The organism is Bradyrhizobium sp. NBAIM03, assembly GCF_020194055.1.
Lineage (GTDB): Bacteria > Pseudomonadota > Alphaproteobacteria > Rhizobiales > Xanthobacteraceae > Bradyrhizobium > Bradyrhizobium yuanmingense.
The window spans coordinates 16,980-40,031 of record NZ_JADYVS010000023.1 but is presented as its reverse complement, the minus strand read 5'-3'; the positions used below and the strand labels follow the sequence as shown (position 1 = coordinate 40,031).

Annotated in this window: 22 protein-coding genes; 2 read left to right on the top strand and 20 right to left on the bottom strand. The window is 65.8% G+C overall.

What is annotated here, in order from left to right:
• Nucleotide 1: 1 nt before the first annotated feature.
• The 6 genes from truB to rimP all read right to left on the bottom strand — a co-directional run bounded on the left by truB (nucleotide 2) and on the right by rimP (nucleotide 7,556).
• Complete coding sequence (gene truB, locus I6F21_RS28045) at nucleotides 2-1,120, bottom strand: tRNA pseudouridine(55) synthase TruB (RefSeq protein WP_225183832.1); 1,119 nt, start codon at nucleotides 1,118-1,120, stop codon at nucleotides 2-4.
• Nucleotides 1,117-1,548 carry a 30S ribosome-binding factor RbfA gene (gene rbfA / locus I6F21_RS28040; RefSeq protein WP_036008998.1) on the bottom strand — a complete coding sequence of 144 codons (432 nt, stop codon included), beginning with the start codon at nucleotides 1,546-1,548 and terminating at the stop codon, nucleotides 1,117-1,119. Before rbfA ends, truB begins: the two co-directional genes overlap by 4 nt.
• 156 nt (nucleotides 1,549-1,704) lie before the next feature.
• A complete protein-coding gene (gene infB / locus I6F21_RS28035) occupies nucleotides 1,705-4,410 on the bottom strand; it encodes a translation initiation factor IF-2 (protein ID WP_225183831.1) in 2,706 nt (901 codons plus the stop codon).
• 70 nt (nucleotides 4,411-4,480) lie between these two features.
• Nucleotides 4,481-5,164, bottom strand: coding sequence for an RNA-binding protein (locus I6F21_RS28030; protein ID WP_225183830.1), 684 nt, complete (start codon nucleotides 5,162-5,164; stop codon nucleotides 4,481-4,483).
• A gap of 23 nt (nucleotides 5,165-5,187) precedes the next feature.
• Nucleotides 5,188-6,798: a transcription termination factor NusA gene (nusA, locus tag I6F21_RS28025; protein ID WP_036008974.1), complete on the bottom strand. Its 1,611-nt coding sequence runs from the start codon at nucleotides 6,796-6,798 to the stop codon at nucleotides 5,188-5,190.
• 2 nt (nucleotides 6,799-6,800) lie between these two features.
• Nucleotides 6,801-7,556, bottom strand: a complete 756-nt coding sequence (gene rimP / locus I6F21_RS28020; RefSeq protein ID WP_124162444.1) for a ribosome maturation factor RimP — start codon at nucleotides 7,554-7,556, stop codon at nucleotides 6,801-6,803.
• 368 nt (nucleotides 7,557-7,924) lie between these two features.
• Between rimP and I6F21_RS28015 the strand changes: the two genes are divergently transcribed.
• On the top strand, nucleotides 7,925-9,007 hold the full coding sequence (locus I6F21_RS28015) for a DUF2336 domain-containing protein (RefSeq protein WP_225183829.1): 1,083 nt from the start codon (nucleotides 7,925-7,927) through the stop codon (nucleotides 9,005-9,007).
• Between the two features lie 125 nt (nucleotides 9,008-9,132).
• On the opposite strand, the gene trmB is transcribed toward I6F21_RS28015, so the two are convergent.
• From trmB to I6F21_RS27950, 13 genes are all read right to left on the bottom strand, one after another.
• Nucleotides 9,133-9,846, bottom strand: a complete 714-nt coding sequence (gene trmB, locus I6F21_RS28010) for a tRNA (guanosine(46)-N7)-methyltransferase TrmB (RefSeq protein ID WP_225128076.1) — start codon at nucleotides 9,844-9,846, stop codon at nucleotides 9,133-9,135.
• The gene (locus I6F21_RS28005; protein WP_036024516.1) at nucleotides 9,843-11,000 is read right to left on the bottom strand and encodes a M20 family metallopeptidase; all 1,158 of its coding nucleotides are present in this window, start codon (nucleotides 10,998-11,000) and stop codon (nucleotides 9,843-9,845) included. The genes trmB and I6F21_RS28005 overlap by 4 nt, the downstream gene beginning before the upstream one ends.
• 85 nt (nucleotides 11,001-11,085) lie before the next feature.
• Entirely contained in the window at nucleotides 11,086-11,499 is a 414-nt protein-coding gene (locus tag I6F21_RS28000) for a helix-turn-helix transcriptional regulator (RefSeq protein ID WP_018319423.1), read from the bottom strand.
• 219 nt (nucleotides 11,500-11,718) lie between these two features.
• A complete protein-coding gene (gene lnt / locus I6F21_RS27995; protein ID WP_109141848.1) occupies nucleotides 11,719-13,332 on the bottom strand; it encodes an apolipoprotein N-acyltransferase in 1,614 nt (537 codons plus the stop codon).
• Entirely contained in the window at nucleotides 13,329-14,447 is a 1,119-nt protein-coding gene (locus I6F21_RS27990) for a hemolysin family protein (RefSeq protein WP_036008986.1), read from the bottom strand. The genes lnt and I6F21_RS27990 overlap by 4 nt, the downstream gene beginning before the upstream one ends.
• Before the next feature lies 1 nt (nucleotide 14,448).
• Nucleotides 14,449-14,958, bottom strand: a complete 510-nt coding sequence (gene ybeY / locus I6F21_RS27985; protein ID WP_036008983.1) for an rRNA maturation RNase YbeY — start codon at nucleotides 14,956-14,958, stop codon at nucleotides 14,449-14,451.
• Nucleotides 14,959-15,017: 59 nt separating this feature from the next.
• Nucleotides 15,018-16,013 (bottom strand): PhoH family protein, encoded by a 996-nt coding sequence (locus tag I6F21_RS27980; RefSeq protein WP_036008958.1) that lies wholly within the window; start codon nucleotides 16,011-16,013, stop codon nucleotides 15,018-15,020.
• A gap of 64 nt (nucleotides 16,014-16,077) precedes the next feature.
• Nucleotides 16,078-17,472, bottom strand: a complete 1,395-nt coding sequence (gene miaB / locus I6F21_RS27975; protein ID WP_225183828.1) for a tRNA (N6-isopentenyl adenosine(37)-C2)-methylthiotransferase MiaB — start codon at nucleotides 17,470-17,472, stop codon at nucleotides 16,078-16,080.
• Between the two features lie 168 nt (nucleotides 17,473-17,640).
• The gene (locus tag I6F21_RS27970) at nucleotides 17,641-18,321 is read right to left on the bottom strand and encodes an HAD family hydrolase (protein ID WP_225183827.1); all 681 of its coding nucleotides are present in this window, start codon (nucleotides 18,319-18,321) and stop codon (nucleotides 17,641-17,643) included.
• Nucleotides 18,322-18,374: 53 nt separating this feature from the next.
• Nucleotides 18,375-18,830 (bottom strand): Fur family transcriptional regulator, encoded by a 456-nt coding sequence (locus tag I6F21_RS27965; RefSeq protein WP_225148322.1) that lies wholly within the window; start codon nucleotides 18,828-18,830, stop codon nucleotides 18,375-18,377.
• A gap of 39 nt (nucleotides 18,831-18,869) precedes the next feature.
• The gene (gene rimI, locus I6F21_RS27960; protein WP_225183826.1) at nucleotides 18,870-19,355 is read right to left on the bottom strand and encodes a ribosomal protein S18-alanine N-acetyltransferase; all 486 of its coding nucleotides are present in this window, start codon (nucleotides 19,353-19,355) and stop codon (nucleotides 18,870-18,872) included.
• Nucleotides 19,352-20,047, bottom strand: coding sequence for a tRNA (adenosine(37)-N6)-threonylcarbamoyltransferase complex dimerization subunit type 1 TsaB (tsaB, locus tag I6F21_RS27955; RefSeq protein WP_225183825.1), 696 nt, complete (start codon nucleotides 20,045-20,047; stop codon nucleotides 19,352-19,354). The genes rimI and tsaB overlap by 4 nt, the downstream gene beginning before the upstream one ends.
• Before the next feature lie 337 nt (nucleotides 20,048-20,384).
• Nucleotides 20,385-21,026 (bottom strand): carbonic anhydrase, encoded by a 642-nt coding sequence (locus I6F21_RS27950; RefSeq protein ID WP_036008941.1) that lies wholly within the window; start codon nucleotides 21,024-21,026, stop codon nucleotides 20,385-20,387.
• A gap of 101 nt (nucleotides 21,027-21,127) precedes the next feature.
• On the opposite strand from I6F21_RS27950, the gene I6F21_RS27945 reads away from it, so the two are divergent.
• Entirely contained in the window at nucleotides 21,128-22,009 is an 882-nt protein-coding gene (locus I6F21_RS27945; RefSeq protein WP_036024530.1) for a CoA ester lyase, read from the top strand.
• Between the two features lie 41 nt (nucleotides 22,010-22,050).
• Here the strand turns inward: I6F21_RS27945 and I6F21_RS27940 are convergent, their stop codons facing one another.
• Nucleotides 22,051-22,863, bottom strand: coding sequence for a Crp/Fnr family transcriptional regulator (locus I6F21_RS27940; protein ID WP_036024531.1), 813 nt, complete (start codon nucleotides 22,861-22,863; stop codon nucleotides 22,051-22,053).
• Between the last annotated feature and the right edge of the window lie 189 nt (nucleotides 22,864-23,052).

Genomic DNA, 23,052 nt, shown 5'->3' with positions numbered 1-23,052 from the left:
GTCAATTTCTCTCGTTGCGACCGGGGCTGGCAGTCAGGCCGGTCAGGTTGAACACACGCTTGGGGATGATTTCGCCATTGCCAACTTCGGCAAGCGCCAAAAGACGGCCTGCCACCGTGACATAGACTGTGCCGCTACAAGTGGGCGCATCCCGTCCGCGCAACAAAACGGCCTGGCCCCGATGGAGCCTTGCCGCATCAGCCCGAGTGACGGCCAGTGCCGGGATGTCGTCCAGCGCGGTCTCAACGGGCAAAAGCGCGTCGGCGAGGCTGCCCTCGCCGGACGCGGCTCTATCGCACAAAGCCTCCAACTGATCCAGCGGAATCATGTCGTTTTCGCCAAATGGGCCGACCAGGGTCCGCCTCAGCGCGCAGATATGGCCGTAAGTGCCGAGAATCCGGCCCATATCGCGGGCGAGCGCCCGCACATAGGTGCCCTTGCCGCACTCGGCCTCGAACACGGCCCGGTCGTTATCTGGTTGATCGACAAGGGTTAAATGGTGAATCTCGACCGGGCGGGGCGCCAGTTCCACAACCTCGCCGTCGCGGGCGAGGTCATAGGCGCGCTCGCCCTGGACCTTGATCGCCGAATAGCGCGGCGGGATCTGCTCGATCACCCCGGTGAAGCGGGGCAGCAGGGCCAGGATCGCCTCCCGGCTCGGACGCTGCTCCGAGGTCGCGGTCACCCGGCCCTCGATGTCGTCGGTATCGCGCTCCTCGCCCCAGCAGACCGTGAAGCGGTAGCGCTTGCGGCCGTCCATCACGAAGGGGACGGTCTTGGTGGCTTCCCCGAGCGCGACCGGCAAGCCCCCCGAGGCGAGCGGATCGAGCGTGCCGGCGTGTCCGGCGCGCTTGGCGTTGAACAGGCGCTTGAGCACGGCGACGGCCTGCGTCGAGGTCATGCCGATCGGCTTGTCGAGCACGACCCAGCCATGGACGTCGCGGCGGTCGCGGCGGACCTGGTTGCCCTTCTGCTGCTTGGCGCGCGGATCGTTGTTGACGCGGCGCGGCTCTTGATGCGGCTGCGAATTGCCGCCCATCTCCGCGAAATCGTTGGTCTGCGCGTCGCGCTGATCGGTGTCGTTGCCGCCGATCGTGCCGTGAGCGGGGTCCATGGTCATTGCTCTTCTTCCCGATCCGAATGCGGATCCTGTTCCAGGTCCTTCTGCACCGCAGGCGTTCGCAAAAGCTTCTCGATCCGTTCCGCTTCGTCGAATCGTTCGTCGACGCGGAAGCGAATGTCAGGTGCAAATTTCAGGTTAACGCGCCGCGCGACCTCGCCGCGCAAGAACTTCTTGTTGCGCTCGAGCGCAGCGATGACGATCTCGGTGTCGCGGCCACCGAGCGGCATCACGTAGACCGTCGCGAGCTTCAGGTCGGGCGACATCCGCACCTCCGGCACGGTGATGATGTGACCTTCGAGGTCGGCATCATGCACATTTCCTTGCGCCAGAATATCGGCCATCGCGTGGCGAACCTGCTCGCCGACGCGCAGCTGACGCTGCGAGCCTCCGGGCGCGGAACTCTTCTTCTGATGATGCCGTGGCATTTTTCGAAAATCACCTCGTCATGCCCGCATCTGGGACACGGGCATTGTCATTTGTCCTGTTGAAACGAAGAGGGGGTGGATGGCCGGAAAAAACCGGCCATCGCACTCCCGCAATCTCAGTTCAAAAAGATCCGAACGCTTCGGTAAGATTTGGACTTACAGGGAGCGCTGGATCGTCTCCACGCGATAACACTCGATCACGTCACCGGCACGCATGTCGTGGTAGTTCTCGAAGGCCATGCCGCATTCCTGGCCGGACTGGACTTCCTTCACTTCGTCCTTGAAGCGCTTCAGCGTCGACAGCTTGCCTTCGTGCACGACGACGTTGTCGCGGATGAGGCGCACATTGGCGCCGCGTTCCACGGTGCCGTCGGTGACGCGGCAGCCGGCAACCTTGCCGACCTTGGAGATGTTGAAGATCTCCAGGATTTCGGCATTGCCCAGCATGGTTTCGCGCAAGGTCGGCGCGAGCAGACCGCTCATCGCCTTCTTCACGTCGTCCACGAGGTCGTAGATGATGTTGTAGTAGCGGATCTCGATGCCGTTGCGCTTGGCGGCCGCAGCGGCCTCCTTGTTGGCGCGAACCGAGAAACCGATGATTGCGGCGTTGAAGCCTTCGGCCAGCGTCACGTCGGATTCCGAGATACCGCCGACGCCGGCATGCAGGATGCGGGCGGCGACCTCGTCGGTGCCGAGCTTCTCCAGCGAGCCGAGGATGGCTTCCAGCGAGCCCTGCACGTCGGCCTTGACGATCAGCGGGAATTCCTTGCGGCCCGCCGTCTTCAATTGCGACATCATCTGCTCGAGCGAGCCGCGCATGCCGGAGATCGAGGCTGCCGCGTTCTCGCGCTTCTGGTGCGCGCGGTAGCTGGTGACCTGGCGGGCGCGGGCTTCGTTCTCGACCACCGCGAGACGATCGCCGGCCTCGGGCGGGCCGTTGAAGCCGAGCACCTCGACCGGCACCGAGGGGCCGGCCTCCTGCACGGTCTCGCCCTGATCGGAGATCAGCGCGCGGACGCGGCCCATTTCGGCACCGGCGACGATAATGTCGCCGACGCGAAGCGTGCCGCGCTGCACCAGCACGGTCGCGACCGGACCGCGGCCGCGATCGAGCTTGGCCTCGATCACGGTGCCTTCGGCCGGACGCTCCGAATTGGTCTTGAGGTCGAGGATTTCGGCCTGCAGCGCGATCATCTCGAGCAGCTTGTCGAGATTGGTCTTGTTCTTGGCGGACACCTCGACGTCGACGACTTCGCCGCCGAAAGATTCCACCTGCACCTCGTGCTGGAGCAGCTCGGTGCGCACGCGCTCGGGCTTGGCGTCGGGCTTGTCGATCTTGTTGATGGCAACGATGATCGGCACGCCGGCCGCCTTGGCGTGATTGATGGCTTCGACCGTCTGCGGCATCACGCCGTCATCGGCCGCGACCACCAGCACGACGATGTCGGTCACCTTGGCGCCGCGGGCGCGCATCGCGGTGAACGCGGCGTGGCCGGGCGTGTCGATGAAGGTGATCTTCTTGCCGGTTTCAGGCGATGTCACCTGATAGGCGCCGATGTGCTGGGTGATGCCGCCGGCTTCGCCGGAGACCACGTTGGCGTGACGGAGCGCGTCGAGCAGCGAGGTCTTGCCGTGGTCGACGTGACCCATGACGGTCACCACGGGCGAACGGGTCTCGGTGTCGGTCGAATCGTCGGTCGCGTCGAACAGACCTTCTTCAACGTCGGAGGCGGCAACGCGCTTGACGGTGTGGCCGAGCTCTTCGGCAATCAGCTGCGCGGTGTCGGCGTCGATCACGTCGGTGATCTTGTGCATCGCGCCCTGCTTCATCAGCATGCGGATGACGTCGACCGCGCGCTCGGACATGCGGTTGGCGAGTTCCTGGATGGTGATCGCTTCCGGAATGACCACTTCGCGGATGAGCTTTTCCTTGGGCTCGTTCGAGGCGTGGCCCTTCAGGCGCTGGGTGCGGCGGCGGAACGAGGCGATCGAGCGCTCGCGCACCTCATCGGCATTGAGCGCGGTGACGACGGTCAGGCGGCCGCGCTCCTTCTGCGGGCCGGGCTTGTGGGTGGGCTTGGGGGCTACCACGGGACGCGCGGCGCCGCCGGGACCGCGGCGGATCTGGCGCGGCGCCTCGTCGTCGTCAGCTTCGGCCGCAACGGCGGGGCCGCGGCCAGCCGGTCCACCCGGACGCTGCGCGGTCGTGGTTGCAGGGCGCGCCGTCGTGGTTCCAGGACGCGCTGTGGTGGTGGTTCCAGGCCGGGACGCAGGCGCACCGGCGCGCGGTGCGGAGGCGGCCGGTACCGCGGCGGCGGGACGCGGTGCGGACGGCTGCTCGCCTTCGCCAAAACGCTTCTTGGCCTCGGTCTCGGCCTTCCGCTTGGCTTCGTCCTCGTGACGGTGGCGCTCTTCCTCGGCCTTGCGGCGGGATTCGGCGGCTTCGCGCTCGGCGCGCTCGGCAGCCTCACGGGCGGCGCGGCGCTGGGCCTCTTCCTCGGCCTGGCGGCGTTCCTCGACCTCGCGCAGCTTGGCATCGGCGAGCGCACTGGCGCGGGCCGAACGCTCATCCTCGGTGAGGGTACGAAGCACCACGCCGGAACCGGCGTTGCGCGGCGGGGGCGGAGCCGGACGCGGCGGCGCGGCGGGTGCGGCCGGCGCCGGCTTTGCCGTCACCTCGGGCGCGTGCGGCTCGGGTCCATCGCCAATGCGGCGCTTGCCGCGCTTCTCGACCACGACCTGCTTGCTGCGGCCATGGCTGAAGCTCTGGCGCACGGTGCCCGTTTCGACGCGCGGCTTGAGCGATAGCGTCTTGCTCGGAACGCTCAGCTTCTTGTCGCCAGGGGTCTTGGTATCAACCATTCAGCAGTCCTAATCCTGATTTATCAGTGTTGTGCGTTGCCGCACCATCCAATCGGGTCGTCGTTGTCTCTCAGAAATCCTGGCCGGGTTTTTCGGCAGTCTTGTCGTCGTCCGCCATCCGGTATCGGACCAGGATCTGGCTACGTGACAGGAATGGCTTGCTCGCCGGGCCCGCGAGCAGGGCAGCATGTATCACATTTGACCGGGTCAGTGCCAAATCCAATTCTACCGATTTCAGAGCGGTGACGACGGGAATCTGCGCCTTAGCACCGCGATTCCCGGCATTCTGACGCGCCAGCATGTCCAATTTGCGGATTCCGTCCGCGGCCCCGTCGCTGGCATGGATCAGGACCTCGACCGTTCCTTCCCGCAGGGCGCTCTCGACCTTGCCGAAGCCGGCCACGACCTGACCCGCCTTGGCGGCGATCCCAAGGGCTTCGGTCACGCTCCGGACCAGGAGCGCCTCGATGTCGGTGGGAAGCGTCTGAGGGATGCGCAGCTCGCGCTTGAAGGCCTTGCTAAACTGGTGACGCCGCACCGCTTCCGCAACCGTCTTGCGGGAGGCGGTGAGCCACATCCCGCGTCCGGGCAGCTTGCGCTTGAGATCGGGAACTATTTGTCCGTCAGGCGATGCAACGAAGCGGATCAGCTCGTCGATCGGCCGGACCTCGCGGCTGACCGCGCACATGCGCATGGTCGCGGACCTTTCGGTCCGCGGCCCATGGTCAAGTTCGAGGTCGGAATCTGCAAGCATCCGGGCGACATTCTCCTTTGCCCTTAAGCCGGTTGATCTTCGGTCGCCTCGGCCTCCTCGGTGGGCTTGGCGAGATCGGCTTCGGTGATCCAGCCGGCCTTGACGCGGGCCTGCATGATCATCGCTTCGGCGTCGTCACGGGAGATGTCGATGCCGTCGAGCGCACCGGCGTGCTTGGTCGGCTCGCTGCCTTCCTTGCGCTCGGTCCAGCCGACCAGATCGTCGGTGGCGCAGCCGGCGAGGTCCTCGACGCTCTTGATGTCGTTCTCGCCGAGCTTCACCAGCATCTTCGAGGTCACGCCGGGCACGTCCTTGAGCGCGTCCTCGACGCCGAGCTCCTTGCGCCTCGCCTCGAGCTCGGCTTCCTGCTGCTCCAGATATTCGCGGGCGCGGTTCTGCAGCTCCTGCGCGGTCTCCTCGTCGAAGCCCTCGATGCCGGCGAGCTCCTTGACGTCCACCATCGCGAGCTCCTCGACCGAGGTGAAGCCCTCGGACGCCAGCAGCTGGCCGACCACTTCGTCGACGTTGAGCGATTCCATGAAGACGCGGGTCGAGTTCTCGAAGTCGGCCTGGCGGCGCTCCGATTCCTCCTGCTCGGTCAGGATGTCGATATCCCAGCCGGTGAGCTGCGAGGCCAAGCGCACGTTCTGGCCGCGGCGGCCGATCGCGAGCGAGAGCTGGTTGTTGGTGTCGGGCACCACGACCTCGATGCGCTCGCGGTCCTCGTCGATCACGACCTTGGAGACTTCCGCCGGCGCCAGCGCGTTGACCACGAAGGTCGCGATGTCGGGCGACCATGGAATGATATCGATCTTCTCGCCCTGCAGCTCGTTGACCACGGCCTGCACGCGCGAGCCGCGCATGCCGACGCAGGCGCCGACCGGATCGACTGAGGAATCGCGGGAAATCACGCCGATTTTCGCGCGCGAGCCCGGATCGCGGGCCACCGCCTTGATCTCGACGATGCCATCATAGATCTCCGGCACTTCCTGCGCGAACAGCTTCGCCATGAACTGGGGATGGGTGCGGGAGAGGAAGATCTGCGGGCCTCTCGTCTCGCGGCGGACGTCGAAGATGTAGGCACGAACGCGGTCGCCGTTGCGGAACACCTCGCGGGGCAGCATCTCGTCGCGGCGGATGATGGCTTCGCCGCGGCCGAGATCGACGATCACGCTGCCATATTCGACGCGCTTGACGACGCCGTTGACGATGTCGCCGATGCGGTCCTTGAATTCCTGGTACTGCCGGTCGCGCTCGGCCTCGCGCACCTTCTGCACGATGACCTGCTTGGCCGATTGCGCGGCGATGCGGCCATATTCCAGCGGCGGCAGGGTGTCGGCGATGGTGTCGCCGACCTGGGCGCCGGGATTGGCGCGCTGCGCGTCCACCAGCGAGATCTGGTTGGAGTGATTCTCGACCTTGTCGACCACCAGCATGTGGCGCGACAGCCGCAGCTCGCCCTTCTTCGGGTCGATCTCGGCATGAACGTCAGTCTCGCTGCCGTAACGTGCACGCGCCGCCTTGGCGATGGCGTCCTCCATCGCCGCGATGACGATGCCGCGGTCGATCGACTTCTCGCGTGCGACGGCGTCGGCGATCTGAAGCAATTCGAGTCGGTTGGCGCTGACTGCCATGGCTAGTCTCCTTGGTCAGGCTCGATCTCGCCGCGCCGCGCGCGTTCGGCGGCAAGGCGATGTTTCTTCGTGTTGGTCGGGGCCGGCTTCTTCTTCGGCTTGGTGTTCTTGGTGATCTTCGCACTGATCTCCGCGTGCGGTGCAGCCGGCGGCTCCAGTCCGAGATCCCTGCGCATCTTGCGCTCCTCGGCCTTGCCGCGGCGCATGGATTCGGCGATCAGCTCGTCGGTCAGCACCAGCCGGGCCTCGCCGATATCCTCCATGGTCAGGAGAACGTCGGCATCGTCGCCAGCCTTGGCATCGTCGCGATGCAGATGCACGCGGTCGCCCTCGACCGCGCCGAGCGTGCCGCGGAAGCGCTTGCGCCCCTCATGCGCGACCGCCATCTCGATCTTCACCAGGTGCCCGGAATAGCGCTCGAAATCGGAGCGGCGCACCAGCGGGCGGTCGATTCCCGGCGAGGAGATCTCGAGCCGATAGGCGCGGTCGATGGGATCGGCGACGTCGAGCACGGGCGACAGGGCCCGCGAGATCGCCTCGCAATCCTCGATCTGCATCGAGCCGTCCGGCCGCTCGGCCATGATCTGCACGGTGCAGCCGGCCTCGCCGGAAATGCGGATCCGGACCAGGCGGTAGCCCATGCCCTGGAGCACGGGAGCTGCCACCGCGGACACCCGTGCCGCGACGCCGGGCTCGACCACGAGCCGCGGCTCGGCCAGCAATTCGGCATCCGTGGAACCAGGGTTCGGTTCGGTCATGTCCAGGGTCAGAGCGCTCGTTGGTTAAGGCTTGGGTTAAGGCTTGGTTACGATTTCAAAGCCCGCTTCGGAACTTTCCCGACGACACGTCGGGCGCATCTCCCGCCGAGCCGCGTTCAGGTAATAAAAAAGAGCGGGTCCTTGCGGGCCCACTCTCACTACGCGGATCGTATGAGAAGATGAATTGGCGCTGATATAGCCCTTTCCGCTTCTCCGGACAAGGCCCATTGCAGCGGGAACGGGGCCTTTTTGCGCCCGTCTGCGGGCCCTGCAACGCTTCCTTCATCAAGCAGGCCTAGATTTCCCGATTGTGGGGCGGCTTGGACCTAGGGCGCACCCGCGGCGTGCCCCGTTCGAGTTGCGTTTTCATGACCGTTGCCACGTCGCTCATTCCTGGACTGGACGATATCGTCAAGCGCGGCGACCCGAGGCGTCGTGGCGAGATCGCGCGCGCCATTTCCCAGCTGTTCTTCCAGGACGCGGAAAAGCTCCGCCCTGAACTGATCGATCTCTTCGACAATCTCCTGATCGATCTCGTCCCGCATGCCGAGCTGGCCTCGCGCGCCGATCTGGCCGAGCGCTTCTCGCGCCTGAACAACGCGCCGCCGCACCTCGTCAATCAGCTCGCGCGCGAAAACGAGATCGCGGTCGCCGGCCCCGTGCTGCGCCGCTCGCCAGTGCTCGACGACGCGGCTCTGGTCGAGATCGCGCGCTTGAAGGGCCAGGGTCATCTGTTGGCGATGACTGAGCGTCCAGCTTTGTCTCCCGCCGTCACCGACGTGCTGGTCGAGCGCGGCGATCGCGACGTGGTGCGCCGTGCCGCCGCCAATGCCGGTGCGGTGTTCTCGCCGGGCAGCTATTCCGAGATGATCAAGCGCGCGGCGCAGGACGGCGTGCTGACGCTGAAGATCGGCCAGCGCAACGACCTTTCCGGCGAGCACCTGAAGCAGCTGCTCGATGGCACGCTCGACGTCATCCGCCGCCGCCTCTCCACCGTGGTCAATCCCGCGCGCCAGGTCGAGATCAAGCGCGCGATGGCGGCGATCGAGGGGGCCGCGCTGCCGCCGGGTCCGCGCCGCGATTTCTCCGCGGCACAGCGCACGGTGCTGACCTTGAATCGCGAAGGCCATCTCGGCGAGAGCGCGCTGCTCGGTTTCGCCAAGGCGCACAAATACGAGGAATCGGTCGCCGCGCTGTCGGCGATGTCGGGCGTTCGCCTCCAGGTCCTCGACCGCCTGATCGCAGGCGACCGCTACGATCCGCTTCTGATCCTCGGCCGCGTGCTGAGCCTCGGTTGGCCCACGGTGCGCGCGCTCATCCTGCTCTGGTACGGCTCGAACCGCACGCCGGCCGATGCCGATATCGAGGCCGCGCGTCTGAACTTCACGCGCCTGATGCCGGCCACCGCCGAACGCGTCGTGAATTTCTGGCGCAACCGGCAGACGATCTAGCGTCCCACTCCGTCATTGCGAGCGAAGCGAAGCAATCCAGAACTCGTTCCGCGAAAACGCTCTGAATTGCTTCGTCGCCAGCGCAAATTGCCTTGCAATTTGTCGCGGGCTCCTCGCAATGATGGCTAACCCACCCGCCTGAACCGCAGATAAGCCGCCTTGCGTCCCTCGCGCGCGGCCTTTCGGCCGTAGCGCGTCATGGTGTAGCCCGGCCATGGAAGCCGGAAATCGTCGGCGCGTTCGGCCAGCCAGACGAAGTCCTGCGAGCGCGCAAGATGCGCCAGTGTCCAGGCGCAGTAATCGTCGATGTCGCAGACGAAGCGGAATTCGCCGCCTCGCTTGAGCACGCGCGCCATCGCGGCAATGGTGCGGTCCTGGACGAAGCGCCGCTTCCAGTGTCGCCGCTTCGGCCAGGGATCGGGATGGATCAGGTCGATCCGCGACAGCGACTCCTTGGGAAGCCAAGCCAAGAGCTCGGCGGCATCGCCCGCGAACAGGCGGATGTTGCCGATGTTGGCCGCCTCGATCTGCGCGAGGATCTTGGCCATGCCGTTGACATAAGGCTCACAGCCGATGAAGCCGGTGGTGGGGAAGTTCTGTGCCTCGGCCGCGAGATGCTCGCCGCCGCCGAAGCCGATCTCGAGCCTGACGTCGTCGGCTGCGGGATCGAAGATGTCGCGGGCGTCCGCCGGCGCCTCACCGTCGATATCGAGGGCAAGATGCGGCAGCAGTTGCTCGATCAAGCCGGCCTGGTGCTGCCTCAGCTTGTGACCCTTGCGGCGCCCGAAGAAGGCGCGCTCGCTGTCGTCGCGGTCGGGGCTTGATTTACGTTCGCTCATCGCAGCGTCTGATAAAGCCGATGGAGCAGCCGCGCGCGTGGAGCCAGCGAGGAGACATAGAGCTGCTCATAATGGGTGTGTGCACCCTTGCCGTCGACGCCGAGCCCGTCGAGCGTTGCGGTGAAGGGAGCGGTGAAATTGCCGTCCGAGCCGCCGCCGGTGTGGGTGTCGATCAGCTCGAAGCCGATCTCGCCGGCGAGCGTCTTGGCATGCTCGTACAGCGAAGCTCCCGCATTGCTCTTCTCGTAAGGCGGCCGGTTGAGCTCGCCCGTGACCGTGACGGTGACGCCATCGGTCTTCGAGGTCAAAGAGAGAATCTTGCCGACGAACTCGTCCGCGTCCTTGAGGCTCACGACGCGCAGATCGACTTCGGCATAGGCCTCCTCGGGCGTGACGTTGGGGCGCGTGCCGCCGCGCACCACGCCGACATTGACGGTCACGCCGCGCGCAACATCGTTCATTCCTTCCAGCGCGAGGATGACGTTGCCGAGTTCGCGGACGGCGCTGCGGCCGTCTTCGGGCCGCGAGCCGGCATGCGCGGGCACGCCCTTGATGAATACCCGGAAGCGTCCGACGCCCTTGCGCCCGGTGACGATCTTGCCGCCGTCGCGCGCCGGCTCGGTCACCAGCACGTATTTGGCGTTGCGCCCTTCCTGCTCGATCAGCGCACGCGAGGTCGGGCTGCCGATCTCCTCGTCGGAGGTGAACAGATGCGTGATGCCGAGCGGCGAGCGATCGCCCGTCGCGCAAAGCGCGCGGAAGGCGTGGTGGGCGATGTAGGCGCCGCCTTTCATGTCGTAGATGCCCGGACCGAACGCGACGTCGCCTTCGACCTTGAACGGCAGGCGCTCGATGAAGCCGATGGGATGGACGGTATCGAGATGGCTCAGCACCAGGATGCCCGGCTGATCCTGCCCCCAATTCGTGCGCGCCACGAGATGATCGCCGCAGCCGTCCGTGCCGGCGATGCGCTCGAGCGTGACGGGCAGGTCGCCGTATTGCTCCGCGACCACGGAGACCAGCTTGTTGACCTGTTCAGGTGCTTCCGTCGGCGTCTCGATCTCCACCCAGCGGCGGATGCCATCGAGAATAGTTTGTGAATCGAACCAATTGGAGCCGGTCATGGACGCATCTGTGCCTTTGAATCGCATCATCGAAGCGGACGCGCATCAAAGCGCGGTCGTAAATGACGACATAGGCCAGATTTGATGCAGTCTCAAATCGCGGGGGACATGAGCTTCAACGCTTGTCCGGACCTTCGCGGGCCGCAATCTGCTCGACGAGATCGACGATCGAGCGGCGCATCTTCGAATCAGTGATTCGCGTGAACGCCTTGGTCAAAGCGAGCCCTTCGGAGGTGGCGAGAAAGTCCGAGACGTAAGAGGGCGAGGCGCCTTCGCTGAAGCCATCCGGACCCGGCACGCCGCTCGGGCCGCCCTCGAACAGGAAGGACACCGGCACCTGCAGAATCTCCGCGATCTGCTGGATGCGGCTTGCGCCGACCCGGTTGGTGCCCTTCTCGTACTTCTGAATCTGCTGGAAAGTCAGGCCCAAAGCTTCACCGAGCTTCTCCTGGCTCATGCCCAACATGATGCGGCGCATGCGCACGCGACTGCCGACATATTTGTCAACAGGGTTGGGCGCTTTCGACATTTCCTCAGCCCTCCAAACACCACCTTCGGCGCAATGATCAAGCATGCCTCGGGTGCAGCACCGTCAAAATCAAACCCTGTTATTGGGAAACATTGCGGAGAAATTTAGCAATGCACCGCCATCTTTCGCAGCCGGTGCAGAATGGGGAGCCCGCGTGCAGTCTGTCAACCGTGGGACTACGGTTGTCAAAGGATTCCGGCCGCTGCGGCGGCGGTGCGATCAGGGCTGGCGTTTGCCTATTCGTCGGCGGACCGCCAGCAGCACGGCCACCGCGACGAGCATGATTGCGGGCACATCACCCACCCGTGCATAAACCGTCGGTGGGATCGCGGCCGGCAGGTTTGCGTCCAAAATGCCTTCGAGGCCGAGACCGAGGTTCGCGACGGTGCGGCCGACCGGATCGATCACTGCGGAGATGCCGGTATTGGCCGAGCGGACCAGCGGCAATCCGAGCTCGATCGCGCGCATCCGCGACTGTTCCAGGTGCTGGTAGGGACCGGTCGAGATGCCGAACCAGCCGTCATTGGTCAGGTTCACGATCCAGCCCGGACGTTCGTTGCGTACAGCCACTTCGTCGGGAAAGATCGCCTCGTAGCAGATCAACGGCAACACGGGCGGCGCGCCGGCAACGGGGAGCGCATGCCGCACGGTGCCTGGAATGAAGCCGCCGCGCACACGCGTCAGTTGCTCGAAACCGAGCTTCTCCATCAACGACTGGTACGGAAGAAATTCTCCGAACGGTACCAGATGCAGCTTGTCGTAGACGGCGAGCACGCTGCCGTCGTGATCGATCACGTAGATCGAGTTGTAGGCGCGCGTGATCGGCGTGCCCCGCGGCACATCGGGCGCGCGGACCGATCCCGTGATCAGCACCGTGCCCTTCGGCAACAGATCGGCGATTTGCGCCATCGCGTCGGCTTCGCGGGTCAGGAAGAACGGGAAGGCGGATTCCGGCCAGATCAGGATGGTGGCATCGCGCACGCCGGTCGATTGCGGGCCGGAGGCGCGGTCCGACAGCGCAAGGTACTTCTTCATCACCTCCGGCTTGGCGGCATAGTTGAATTTCTCGTCCTGCTGCAGGTTGGGCTGCATCAGGCGCAGCTTGGCGCCGGATACGATCGTGGTCGGATGCAGCGACAGGCGGATTGCGCCAAAGATGCTCATGACGAGCAGGAGCGCGCCGGCCGCGGCCGGCACCCGCCATTGCAGGCGCCGATCCGGCGTGCGGTCGATCAGCGTCGCCGGGCTCGCGAAGATCGCAATCGTCAGGAACGTCACGCCCCACAGGCCGATCAGCGAGGCCGTCTGCGCCAGCGGCAATGGCTCGGACAGCGCATAGCCGAACGTGTTCCAGGGAAAGCCGGTCAGCGCATGGCCGCGCAGCCATTCGCTGATGGTGAGGCTCGCTGCGAGCGCCAGCACGCGCGTGGCGTTCTTGCTCCAGAGCAGGCGCGCCAGCGCAAAGCCGATCGCCGTGAAGATCGAGAGATAGGCCGGCAGGCCCAGCACCGCGAACGGCGTCAGCCAGGCGAATGTGTCGGCTTCGACGAAGAAGGCGTAGCCGATCCAGTAGAGGCCGGGCACGAAATAGCCGAGCCCGAACCAATAGCCGGTCAGGGCGGCGGCGGGCACGCCGCCATAGCGGCCGGCCCCGGCGCCGTCGATCAGCCAGACCAGCACCGGGAAGGTGACGAACAGCACCGGAAAGAGGTTGAACGGCGCCAGCGCCAGCACCGACAGCGCTCCGGCCGCCATGGCGACGACTGCGCGCTGCCATCCCCAGGTGAGGATGATGGCGAGCGCAATTTGCCGTAGGCGCTGCGATGGGCTCACTGCGAGGCGGCCCCGTCGCGCGGCGGCGATGTCGGCGTGTCGCTGGCCGGCGCTTGTCCGCTCTCCGGCGTGGCTTCACGCCGCCGGCTCTCGCGCTGGGTGCGGGGCGCCGGGCGTTCCTTCCGCGTCGCGATGCGCAGCCGCTTGACGCGGCGCGGATCGGCATCGAGTACCTCGACCTCGTAATTGCCGGGGCCCGAGATCACCTCGCCGCGCACCGGCAGGCGCCCGACGAAGCTGACGAGATAGCCGCCCAGCGTCTCCACCTCCTCGCCAGCCTCGCCGGTGACGAAATCCTCGCCGATCACCGAGCGGACGTCGTCGAGGCTGGCGCGGGCGTCGGCGATGAAGGCGTTGTCGGGCAGGCGCACGATCGAGGGCGGCTCGTCGCTGTCGTGCTCGTCGTCGATCTCGCCGACGATCTGCTCGACGATGTCCTCGATCGAGACCAGCCCGTCGCTGCCGCCATATTCGTCGACCACCAGCGCCAGATGGATGCGCGAGGCCTGCATCTGCGCGAGCAGGTCGATCGCCCGCATCGACGGCGGCACGTAGAGCAGCTTGCGGATGATGTGCGCCTCGTGAAGCGGCAGCGCGAGATCGACCGCGCGCAAATCGAGCCCGGCCGGCAGCGGCTTCTTGCGCTTGGTCTTGGTGGCTTCCGACACGCGGGCGCGCGCGGTCATGAAGGCGAGCAAATCGCGGATGTGGACGATGCCGACGGGATCGTCGAGCGTCTCGTTGAAAACGACGAGGCGCGAATGGCCGGCGCTCTCGAAGCGGTCCATCAATTCCCCGAGCGGAATGTCGCGCTTCACCGCGACGATGTCGGCGCGATGCACCATGACGTCGGCGATGCGGCGCTCGTGCAGGCTGAGGATGTTGCGCAGCATGGTGCGCTCGACCGCGGAGAAGCCGGTGTCGTCGGGCGTCGAGGCGTCGAGCACGACCTGGAGGTCGTCGCGCACCGACCCCGCCTTCCAGCCGAACAGCGTGCGGATGGCGCGCAGCAGCCAGCTTTCGGCGCTCGGGCGCAGCACCTCGCCCGGCGTCACCACAACCGGCAAATTGGCCGTGGTGCGGGGATTGTCGTGGGTAGGCTCGGAATCCGGCATCTCAGTGCGTCCCCGGGCGGTCGGCATAGGGATCGGGGATGCCGAGATGGGCGAGGATCTCGGTTTCGAGCGCTTCCATCTCCTCGGCGTCGCCCTCGTTCTCGTGGTCGTAGCCGATCAGGTGCAGGAAGCCGTGCACGGCGAGGTGGCTCAGATGATGGTCGAACGGCTTGTGCTCCTCGTCCGCCTCGCGCCGCATGGTCTCATAGGCGATCGCGATATCGCCGAGCATGCGCGGGGCATCGCCCGGCTTCCACGCGCCCTCCGGCTGCAGCGCCGGGAACGACAGCACGTTGGTCGGCTTGTCGATGCCGCGCCAGTTGCTGTTGAGCGTGCGGATGCCGGCATCATCGGTCAGCATCACGGCCACTTCGGCGTCGGCAACATCTTCGTCGACGCTCTCGGCGGCCGCCGCCAGTGCGCGCTGGATCACGGCTTCGGAATCGGGCTCGCGCTGCCAGCAATCGGCGACGACGAGGACCTCGGTCATGGGAAGGTTGGAATGGGACATTGTGTTGTCTCGGACGAAGGGTGCCGTGCTCGCGCCCTGTTTGGTCCGGTGCTGCCTCGTCAGGATTGACCGGTGGCCGGCCGCTGCGGCGGCCCTTCATAGGCGGCGACGATCCGCGCCACGAGCTCGTGGCGGATCACGTCCTCGGCCTTGAAATGAACCTGGGCGATGCCCTCGACGCCGCTCAGGAGGCGGGTCGCCTCGGCCAGGCCCGAGGTCTGGCCGTTCGGGAGGTCGATCTGCGAGGGATCGCCCGTCACGATCATGCGGCTGTTCTCGCCGAGACGCGTCAGGAACATCTTCATCTGCATCGACGTGGTGTTCTGGGCCTCGTCCAGGATGATGGCGGCGTTGGTCAGCGTGCGGCCGCGCATGAAGGCGAGCGGCGCGATCTCGATCTCGCCGGTCTGCAGCGCGCGCTCGACGATGCGCGCATCCATGAGGTCGTAGAGCGCATCGTAGATCGGCCGCAGATAAGGATCGACCTTCTCGCGGAGATCGCCGGGCAGAAAGCCGAGCCGCTCGCCGGCTTCCACCGCCGGGCGCGACAGGATGATCTTGTCGACCTCCTTGCGCTCGAACAGCTGCGCGGCATGCGCGACGGCGAGCCAGGTCTTGCCGGTGCCGGCGGGGCCGATGCCGAACACCAGTTCGTGCCGCTTCAGCGCGCGGATGTAGGAATCCTGCGCCGCCGTGCGTGCCCGCACCGGACGCTTGCGCAAGTTGATGCTGTCGAAGGTCGATTTGGCCGATTTGGCGTCGAACTCGAACAGCGAGCCCTGCGCGATCACGGCGCGGATCGCGCCCTCGACCTCGCCCTGGTCGAGATCGTGCCCCTTCGCGGCCTGCGCGTAGAGCATCTCCAGCACGCGGCGCGCAGCGTCGCAGCCGTCGCGGGTGCCGCCGATCGTGATGTGGTTGCCCTTGGAATCGACGATGACGCCGAGCCGCCGCTCGATCTGCGCCAGGTGCTGGCCGTAGGGGCCGACCAGGGCGGATGCGGCGCGGTTGTCGTCGAAGTCGATGACGACCTGGGTCTCGGGCGGAACTTGCATGTCGCGGTCAAATTTGCGGCTGGGAGCGAACGAAGACGAATCCGATGCGCTTTTGGGCAAGGGTTCAGGCTCCACTGGCTTGCGATAAAGCGGGCTCGCGCGCCTTGCGCGGCGTCACGAGCTCGCCGAGAAAACTGTAGCGCTCGAGGCTGTCGATTCTGACAGGCAGGATCTGTCCAATGATGTCGGGCGCGGCCATTACGTGGGCGGGCTGGAGGTAGGCGGTGCGGCCCACGATCTGGCCCGGCTTGCGCGCCGGACGCTCGAACAGCACGTCGACCGTTGAGCCAATCGCGGCCTTGTTGAAGGCCGATTGCTGGCTGTCGATCAGTTCCTGGAGCCGCTCCAATCGCTGGTCCATCTCGGCGGGGGACACCATCTCCTGCATATCCGCGGCCGGCGTTCCCGGCCGGGCGGAGTATTTGAACGAATAGGCCGCAGCGTAGCCGATTTGCGTGACAAGCGCGAGGGTGGCGAGAAAATCTTGCTCGCTCTCGCCGGGGAAGCCGACGATGAAATCCGATGAAAAAGCAATGTCTTGGCGTGCGGTACGAAAACGGTCGATGACCCGCCGGTAATCATCGGCGGTATGTTTGCGGTTCATGGCCGCCAAAATGCGGTCCGAGCCCGACTGCACCGGCAGGTGCACGAACGGCATCAGGGCACCGAGATCGCGATGGGCCGCGATCAGGCTGTCATCGACGTCGCGGGGGTGGCTGGTCGAATAGCGCAGCCGCGCGATGCCGGGAATCGCCGCCAGATGTTCGAGCAGCCGGCCGAGCGGCCAGGTTTGTCCGTCCGGCCCCTCGCCGTGATAGGCGTTGACGTTCTGCCCGATCAGCGTGAGCTCGCGCACGCCGTTGTCAGCGAGCCGCTTCACGTCCTCGACGATCTTCGCCACGGGGCGCGAGACTTCGGCGCCGCGCGTGTAAGGCACGACGCAGAAGGTGCAGAACTTGTCGCAGCCTTCCTGTACCGTGACGAAAGCGGAAATGCCGCGCGCGCGGATCGCGTCCGGCTTGGGCTGGGCCAGGAAGCCGAACTTGTCGGCGGCGGGAAATTCGGTCTCGATCGCGCGGCCTTCGCCCTCTGCGCGCTTCAACAGCTCCGGCAGATGATGATAGCTCTGCGGTCCCACCACGACGTCGACGACAGGCGCGCGCCGCACGATCTCCTCGCCCTCGGCCTGCGCCACGCAGCCCGCCACCGCGATCTGCATCGCGCGGCCTGCACGCGCGGCCTCGTCCTTGGCGACGCGTAGCCGGCCGAGCTCGGAATAGACCTTCTCCGAGGCCTTCTCGCGGATATGGCAGGTGTTGAGGATGACGAGGTCGGCATCCTCCGCGCTCGCCGTCTCCACGAATCCTTCCGGGGCCAGCGTGTCCACCATGCGCTGGGCATCGTAGACGTTCATCTGGCAGCCATATGATTTGATGTGCAGCTTGCGCGGCGGCGTCATGGAACCCGAAATGGAGCTGGAGGACGGCCCTCAGATATAGGCTGGAGGGCCGAAAATCCAGCGAATGGAGCCATTTCCGCTTGTTGCGAACCCGGAATCCAGAGTTTTGCTGCGAGATTCCGGGTTCACGCGCCCACGCGTGCCCCGGAATAACGGTCTGGGCGAAAATCAGCCCGCCAGAGCGTCCGCCTCAACCCGCCGGACCAGTTCCGGCAATTGCCGCATATCGACGAATGTCAGGTTGGCGCCTGCGGCGCGCAACCGTTCGGCGTGGCCCGGCGGGCAGTGGCCGCCGCCATGAAAGCCGAGCACGGTCATCCCGGCGGCGTGCGCGCCTGTGACCCCGGGGACGCTGTCCTCGATCACGAGACACCGCTCGGGTGGGACCTTCATCTGCGCCGCGGCGAAGAGGAACAAATCGGGCGCGGGCTTGCCGCGCGCGACTTGGCTGGCGGAAAAGATGTTCGGGGCGAGCAGGTCGTAGAGCCCGGCGCAGGTCAAGCCGTGGTGGATCTTGTCCGGCGTGCCGCTCGACGCAACGCATTTGGGCAGGTCGATCGCGGCGATTGCTGCCGCGACATGGATGATCGGCTGCAGATCGCTGGCGTAGGATTGCAGCGTGGCCGCATTGATCTGCTGCTCCAGATCGTCGGGAAGACTGCGGCCGATCTCCTGTTCGACCATCCGCCGCGCGTCTTTCTCGGACACGCCGAGAAATCGGACCAGCACCTGCTCCGACGTGATCGGATAGCCGTGCTTCGTCAGCACGTCTGCATGCGCGCGACAGGAGATCACCTCGCTGTCCACTAGCACGCCGTCGCAATCGAAGATGATGAGATCGATGGGCATTAAGGCATGACCCGGAAAAGTGTGAAGCGGTTTTCCGACCAGGTCATGCCCAATCAAGACGTCGGCTTGTCGTCGTCGAGCGGGACGCAATAGAGCTCGAGCCGGTGATCGACCAGGCGATAGCCGAGCTTGCGGGCGATCTCGGCCTGCAGCTTCTCGATCTCCTCGGAGGTGAACTCGATCACCTTGCCGTCGCGCAGATTGATGAGGTGGTCGTGATGGCTGTCGCGCATCTGCTCGTAACGCGCGCGGCCCTCGCGGAAATCGTGGCGTTCGATGATGCCGGCGTCCTCGAACAGCTTCACGGTGCGATAGACCGTCGAGATCGAGATCTTGTCGTCGACCGCAACGCAGCGCCGGTAGAGTTCCTCGACATCGGGATGATCAATCGCTTCGGCCAGCACGCGGGCGATGACGCGGCGCTGCTCGGTCATGCGCATGCCCGTTGCGGCGCAGCGCGCCTCGATCTCGGATGTCTTGGACACAGAAGAATGTTTCAGTGTGGTCATAGCGTTGTCTGCCTGGGCGGGCGCTTTCTGCCACCGATGTTACGACAAGTCACGCCGCATCAGAAGGGCGTTCAATTGTTCCCCGTTGGGCTGCTTATAGTAGCGATCGCGGCGTCCGACCACCACGAATCCGGCTCGATCGTAAAGCCGCCGCGCCGGCTGGTTGTTCTCCTCCACTTCCAGAAATATGGTGCGTACGCCGCGCCCGGCGAGGTGGCCGAGATGGGTCATCAGCAGCGTGCGGGAGAGGCCGCGGCCGCGATAAGCCCCGTCCACCGCGATCGAGAGAATCTCCGCTTCGTCCGCGCCGATCCGCGACACCGCAAAGCCGATCGTCTTGCGGCCGAGCCGCAAGCGATGCACCAGCGTGTTGCGCTCGCTCATCATGCTCTCGAACTCGCCTTCGCCCCAGCCGTGCGCGAAGGAGGCGCCGTGCAGCTGCGCGAGGCGCGCGGCATCGCGCACGGTCGCGGGCTCGACGGCGGCGGTGCCGCCGCGCCACCACTCCGACAGCCATCCCATCATGAGGTCGCGGCTTGTGCTGCGAGCGGCGTCGATGCCGCCGGCTTGGCGTCGGGCGCTTTCAGATAGAACGGCCGCGCTGGTGTGGTGTCGGGATTGGCCGCCGCGCCGAGCCAGGCGACCCAACTGATGTCGGGCGCGGGCTGCGCGTCGACCGCGACGGGTTGCGGTCCGTCCTTCGGCCAGCGACCTGCGAGGATCCCGGCGGCATTGCCGACCAGATGCGGCGCGCCGAATTGCGAGGCCGCGATCGCCGCGTCGATGGAGGCGACAGCCGGCCGCACCAGCTGGCTGCCGTCGCCGGCGACGATCTGGAAATAGACGTGATCGTGCCGCGCATCGATCGCAGAGATCACCGGCACCGTTCCGCTCTTGGCGACGACCCCAGCGGCATAGGCCGACAGCGTCGTCAGCCCGACCGCCGGCCGTTTCGCCGCAAGCGCAAGGCCCCGCGCCGCCGAGATGCCGACGCGCAGGCCGGTGAAGCTGCCGGGCCCAACGGTGACGGCGATGCGATCGAGCGAGGTGAAGGAAAGGCCGGCCGATTGCATCACGCGCGCGATCATCGGCATCAGGGCCTCGGCATGGCCGCGCTTCATCAGCTGCGATTCCCGTGCGAGGAGCTCGCCGGCGTCGGTGTCGAGAACGGCGGCCGCGCATGCTTCGAGCGCAGTATCGATGGCAAGGATCAGCATGATGGAGCAAATGGCGAGTGGCGAATGGAGAACACTCTAGCGAACCAGGCGCCTGTCCGCCATTCGTCAGGCAGGATTTGCACTTCCGATATGCCCTATTGCGCAAGGAGGGCTATCGCATTTGAGAGTTTTTCCCTGCGGCCATCCTTCGAGACGCCCGCTGGGGCGGGCTCCTCAGGATGAGGGCGGAGTGCGCGGCAACAGTTTCAAGGAGCACTGACGCTGACTAGCCTCATCCTGAGGAGGCGCGTAAGCGCCGTCTCGAAGGACGAGGCGTGCGCACGCCCGCTGCCACAAATCATATGCGATAGCCCCGCATTTCGCAGGGTGGGCAGGATTATCCCTCGCGTGCGTTCCTGAATTCCTTAGTCGCCTTGTCCAGCACGAACAGCGACCCCTCCGCCACGCCGAAATAGGCGCCGTGGGTCTGCATCCGGCCGCTCTCCACGGCCTTGCGGACGAACGGGAAGGTCATCAGGTTTTCCAGGCTGCGGAACACGGCGGCCTTCTCGATGCGCTCGACGAATTGCGCCATGGTCTCGTGCTCGCGCTGCTCGACCACCTCGCCCGGCTTGATGAACATCTGCATCCAGCGGCCGATGAAGTCGCCGGGCGTGAGCGGCTCGATCTTGTCGATGAAGGCGCGGATGCCGCCGCATTGGGCGTGGCCGAGCACCACGATGTGCTTCACCTTCAGCACCGTCACCGCAAACTCCAGCGCTGCCGAGACGCCGTGCGCGCCTTCGTCAGGCTGATAGGTCGGCACCAGATTGGCGATGTTGCGGACAACGAAGAGCTCGCCCGGTCCAGCGTCGAAGATCACCTCGGGGGAGACCCGGGAGTCGCAGCAGCCGATCACCATGGTCTCAGGCGACTGCCCTTTGACCGAGAGCTCGCGGTAGCGGTTCTGCTCGGTCGGCAGCCGCTGGGTGGCGAAGGCCTTGTAGCCTTCCAGCAAGTGCGTCGGGAATGTCGTCATGGGCCATGCCTAATCACATACCGCCAAGGCCGACAAGCCTTTCGAATGGGCAGGCCAAATGCTATCGGCTGGGGGACGACAGACCAGGAAGGAACGCCAGCATGACCCGCCCGCGCCGCAGCCATCTGTTCATGCCCGGCTCCAACCCGCGCGCGCTGGAAAAGGCGCGCAATCTCGCCGCCGACGGCCTGATCCTCGATCTCGAGGATTCCGTCGCCCCGGAGGCCAAGGCGGCGGCGCGCGACGGCATTGCGGCGGCGATCGCCGCCAAGGGTTTTGGCAGGCGCGAGGTCCTGATCCGGACCAACGGCCTCGATACGCCCTGGTGGCCAGATGACGCCGCCATGGCCGCCAAGGCCTCGCCGGACGGCATCCTGGTTCCAAAAGTTTCAAGCGTCGAGGATCTCGACGCCATCGGCCGCAAGCTGGCCGAGCTCGGCGCCGGGCCGACCGTCAAAGTCTGGGCCATGATCGAGACCGCGCGCGCCGTGCTGCATGCCGAGGAACTGGCCGCCGCCGGCCGCGATCCTTCGCGCCGTCTCTCGGGCTTCGTGTTCGGCCCGAACGACATCTCGCGCGAGACGCGGATCAGGATGCTGCCGGGCCGCGCCGCGATGATCCCGATGATCACCCATTGCATCCTGGCGAGCCGCGCGCACGGCCTCGAGATCCTCGACGGCCCCTACAGCGACATCGCAAATTCCGACGGTTTCGCCACCGAATGCGCGCAAGGCCGCGATCTCGGCTTCGACGGCAAGACGCTGATCCACCCCTCCCAGATCGACGCTTGCAACGCCATCTTCACCCCGCCGGAGGAGGAAGTCGCCCGCGCGCGAAAAATCATCGCGGCGTTCGAACTGCCGGAGAACGCCTCGCGCGGCGCGATCCGCCTCGATGGTGCGATGGTGGAGCGCCTGCACGCCGACATGGCCCGGCGCACGATCGCGATTGCGGACGCGATCGCTGCGATGGGGAAGGGCTGAGGCGCGAGATCCACTTCTCCACGCGCCGCAGGTTTTGCACTCTATCGTCCCGCCCGCGAAACGGCTTTGAATTCACCGCCTGCTCCGTGGGAGGCGGCGATGGCGCTTTGCCGGAATCGCGCATCGGCAGGCTGGGGCGCCGCCAATTCCTGGCAATACATTCGATCGATCGTGCGCTGCATGAGCGCATAGCAATCGCATGCGATCCTCTCGAGCCGCGACCGATGGATCTCGACAAACCCGCGCCGCTCGGACGGGATGGCGCCGGCCTCGCGTAGCTTGCTCATCGTCAAAGTCACCGTCGTCCGCCGGACCCCAACCAGTTGCGCCAGCGCCTCCTGCGTCACCGGAAGCAGGTCCTCGGGAACGCGGTCGTGAAGCTGCAGGAGCCACCGCGCCATGCGGCCATCCACCCGGTGCAGCGCGTTGCAAGCGGCGACATGCTGGAGCTGCAGCAACACGGCGCGGGCGTGGACCTGCACGACATTCCTGATCGCTGCGCTTTGCGCATGGGCAGCGCGAAATTTGGCGGCGGAAATCACCGATGCAGTGCCGGCTGTGCGGGCAATCGCGGTCACGGATGAAGGCGAGGGGCCGAGCACGGAGAACGAGGCCAAAGCGCCTTCGCGTCCCATCAAGCTGGTCGCGACCGTTTGCCCGTCCGGCATATCGAGCATGAAGGCGATCGCGCCGCTATGGGGAAAATAGACAGGGTCGAGTTCGTCGCCCGATCGCACCAGGACGGCATCGGGTTCGAACGAGACCTTCTGGAAGTGGGGCGTCAGCAAAGCGAGATCCGCGGGCGGCAGCGCCGCCAATAGCCGATTCCCGATGCCCTTGCGGTGGGCAGTCACGGTGTCCTCTGTTGAACGAGCACCCAACGAACGACGGGAATCATCTGTTTCATTCGCCATGATTATCCGAAATGCGAATTGCGGAACGGCAGCGATCCAAACAGAGCTAATAATCGAGATCAAGCACGGATATTTGCGGTGAGCTTTCCCCGCATCCTCGCCGCGCAAACAGTCATACTATTTACGCCC

What these genes read in the sequence shown, in the direction of transcription:
- trmB (WP_225128076.1), bottom strand. Translation starts at nt 9,846, where the DNA reads ATGAGCGAACGTAAATCAAGCCCCGACCGCGACGACAGCGAGCGCGCC.
- infB (WP_225183831.1), bottom strand. Translation starts at nt 4,410, where the DNA reads ATGGTTGATACCAAGACCCCTGGCGACAAGAAGCTGAGCGTTCCGAGC.
- tsaB (WP_225183825.1), bottom strand. Translation starts at nt 20,047, where the DNA reads ATGCTGATCCTTGCCATCGATACTGCGCTCGAAGCATGCGCGGCCGCC.
- miaB (WP_225183828.1), bottom strand. Translation starts at nt 17,472, where the DNA reads ATGACGCCGCCGCGCAAGCTGCACATCAAATCATATGGCTGCCAGATG.
- I6F21_RS28005 (WP_036024516.1), bottom strand. Translation starts at nt 11,000, where the DNA reads ATGATGCGATTCAAAGGCACAGATGCGTCCATGACCGGCTCCAATTGG.
- I6F21_RS27965 (WP_225148322.1), bottom strand. Translation starts at nt 18,830, where the DNA reads ATGACCACACTGAAACATTCTTCTGTGTCCAAGACATCCGAGATCGAG.
- nusA (WP_036008974.1), bottom strand. Translation starts at nt 6,798, where the DNA reads ATGGCAGTCAGCGCCAACCGACTCGAATTGCTTCAGATCGCCGACGCC.
- I6F21_RS27945 (WP_036024530.1), top strand. Translation starts at nt 21,128, where the DNA reads ATGACCCGCCCGCGCCGCAGCCATCTGTTCATGCCCGGCTCCAACCCG.
- I6F21_RS27970 (WP_225183827.1), bottom strand. Translation starts at nt 18,321, where the DNA reads ATGCCCATCGATCTCATCATCTTCGATTGCGACGGCGTGCTAGTGGAC.
- I6F21_RS27950 (WP_036008941.1), bottom strand. Translation starts at nt 21,026, where the DNA reads ATGACGACATTCCCGACGCACTTGCTGGAAGGCTACAAGGCCTTCGCC.
- I6F21_RS28000 (WP_018319423.1), bottom strand. Translation starts at nt 11,499, where the DNA reads ATGTCGAAAGCGCCCAACCCTGTTGACAAATATGTCGGCAGTCGCGTG.
- truB (WP_225183832.1), bottom strand. Translation starts at nt 1,120, where the DNA reads ATGACCATGGACCCCGCTCACGGCACGATCGGCGGCAACGACACCGAT.
- I6F21_RS28030 (WP_225183830.1), bottom strand. Translation starts at nt 5,164, where the DNA reads ATGCTTGCAGATTCCGACCTCGAACTTGACCATGGGCCGCGGACCGAA.
- rimP (WP_124162444.1), bottom strand. Translation starts at nt 7,556, where the DNA reads ATGACCGAACCGAACCCTGGTTCCACGGATGCCGAATTGCTGGCCGAG.
- rimI (WP_225183826.1), bottom strand. Translation starts at nt 19,355, where the DNA reads ATGATGGGATGGCTGTCGGAGTGGTGGCGCGGCGGCACCGCCGCCGTC.
- I6F21_RS27990 (WP_036008986.1), bottom strand. Translation starts at nt 14,447, where the DNA reads ATGCCGGATTCCGAGCCTACCCACGACAATCCCCGCACCACGGCCAAT.
- ybeY (WP_036008983.1), bottom strand. Translation starts at nt 14,958, where the DNA reads ATGTCCCATTCCAACCTTCCCATGACCGAGGTCCTCGTCGTCGCCGAT.
- rbfA (WP_036008998.1), bottom strand. Translation starts at nt 1,548, where the DNA reads ATGCCACGGCATCATCAGAAGAAGAGTTCCGCGCCCGGAGGCTCGCAG.
- I6F21_RS27980 (WP_036008958.1), bottom strand. Translation starts at nt 16,013, where the DNA reads ATGCAAGTTCCGCCCGAGACCCAGGTCGTCATCGACTTCGACGACAAC.
- I6F21_RS28015 (WP_225183829.1), top strand. Translation starts at nt 7,925, where the DNA reads ATGACCGTTGCCACGTCGCTCATTCCTGGACTGGACGATATCGTCAAG.